Genomic DNA, 1666 nt, shown 5'->3' on the forward strand with positions numbered 1-1666 from the left:
CGCGGCGAGTGGTGCGGCCGGCTGGAGCGATCGGCCATGCCGGCCGGGCCGTCGGTGCGGTAGCGGTCGGCCCAGCGTTTCGCGGTCGGCCAGGCCACCTGGAACCGGGCAGCGGCCGCAGCGATCGGCACGTCGCCCTCGACGATCAGACGCGCCAGGCGCAGTCGGCCGCGTTCGGACAGTGGAGCGTTAGCGTGGACCACGAGGACCTCCTGTGGTTGTGGGTGCGGGTGCCTTCGACAGCTCCACACCCTCCGCAGGAGGTCCTCACCCTTCAAGATCAGCTAGATCGTGTCGTCACACGAGTTCGACCAACGTCTCCGGTCAGTACAACTAGCGGGCCGCCGACCCGCCGTTCCGCCCGGCCAGCGCGACGAGCGGGTCGCCGGTGAGCCGGTAGGTGGTCCACCCCTCGTTCGGCACCGCGCCGACGGAGCGGTAGAAGCCGATGGCCGGGGTGTTCCAGTCCAGCACGTTCCACTCCAGGCGCTTCCAGCCGCGCCGGGTCACCTCGGCGGCCAGCTCCGCGAGCAGGGCCGCGCCGTGCCCGCCGCCGCGGGCGCCGGGGGTGACGTAGAGGTCCTCCAGGTGGATCCCGGCGACGCCCTCCCAGGTGGAGAAGGTCCGGAACCAGATGGCCGTGCCGACGACCGCGCCGTCGTCGCCGGTGGCCACGAAGGCCCCGGCCGAGGGGTCCGGGCCGAACAGCGCGGCGTGCAGCTGGTCCTCGGTCAGCCCGCACTCGTGCGCGGCCTTCTCGTAGTCGGCCAGTTCGTGCACGAGCCGGACCACGACCGGCACGTCGTCGGGGGTGGCCGTACGGACGCTCACTGGTCCTCCGCGGGGGTGGGGCGCTGGTTGACGTGGTCGAGGCGGGGGACCCCGCGCTCGAACCCCAGCACGCTGACCCCGGCCGGGTCCATGCGGAAGTGCACACCGCCACTCGCGGGCAGCCCGATCCAGCGCGCCGTCAGCACCCGGGAGAAGTGGCCGTGTCCCACGAGCACGACGTCGCCGCCGCCGAGCAGGGCGCGCGCGTCGGCGAGCACGGCGTCGGCGCGCGCGGCGACGTCGCCGGGGGTCTCGCCGCCGGGCCACGGCCCGTCCCAGATCGTCCAGCCCGGCTGGGACTCGCGGATCTGCGGCGTGGTCCAGCCCTCGTTGTCGCCGTAGTCCCATTCGACGAGCCGGTCGTCGACCGCGTCCACGCGCAGCCCGGCCAGCTCGGCGGTGTCCCTCGCGCGCGTGCGCGGGGAACAGAGCACCCGGGCGGGCGGGGCGTCGTGGCGGACCAGGGCCAGTGCGTCGCGCACCCGGCGGGCCGCGGCCCGGCCCTCGTCGGTCAGCGGGACGTCGGTGCGGCCGGTGTGCTTCCCGGTGCGCGACCACTCGGTCTCGCCGTGGCGCAGCAGGAGGATCCGTCCGTCCGGATCGGCGTCGGTGCTCACGGGCGGCGACGCTAGTCGCGGACGCTGCGGGACGCTCGTGGTGATCAGGTCACCCGGTCGGGTCGGATCCGGACCCGACCGGGCAGTCCGCCGGGCGCGCCGTACCCGCAGGGTGGCCGGGTCGGCTGAGATCCGTGGCGGACCACGAGCCGAGGAGCGTCATGTCGCCGCAGTTCTCCCGCCGCCCCGCGCGGCGGCGCATCGCCGGGATCGCCGCC

Annotated in this window: 3 protein-coding genes; all 3 read right to left on the bottom strand. The window is 74.9% G+C overall.

What is annotated here, in order from left to right:
* Positions 1–203 (bottom strand): helix-turn-helix domain-containing protein (locus tag GTW08_RS16300; RefSeq protein ID WP_161152171.1); only part of this gene is annotated, 203 nt, incomplete at its 3' end.
* A 130-nt stretch (positions 204–333) separates the two neighbouring features.
* Complete coding sequence (locus GTW08_RS16305; protein WP_073578567.1) at positions 334–831, bottom strand: GNAT family N-acetyltransferase; 498 nt, start codon at positions 829–831, stop codon at positions 334–336.
* Positions 828–1448: a histidine phosphatase family protein gene (locus tag GTW08_RS16310; protein ID WP_073578566.1), complete on the bottom strand. Its 621-nt coding sequence runs from the start codon at positions 1446–1448 to the stop codon at positions 828–830. Before GTW08_RS16310 ends, GTW08_RS16305 begins: the two co-directional genes overlap by 4 nt.
* Between the last annotated feature and the right edge of the window lie 218 nt (positions 1449–1666).

Source organism: Pseudonocardia sp. SID8383, from assembly GCF_009864975.1.
Taxonomy (GTDB): Bacteria; Actinomycetota; Actinomycetes; order Mycobacteriales; family Pseudonocardiaceae; genus Pseudonocardia; species Pseudonocardia alni.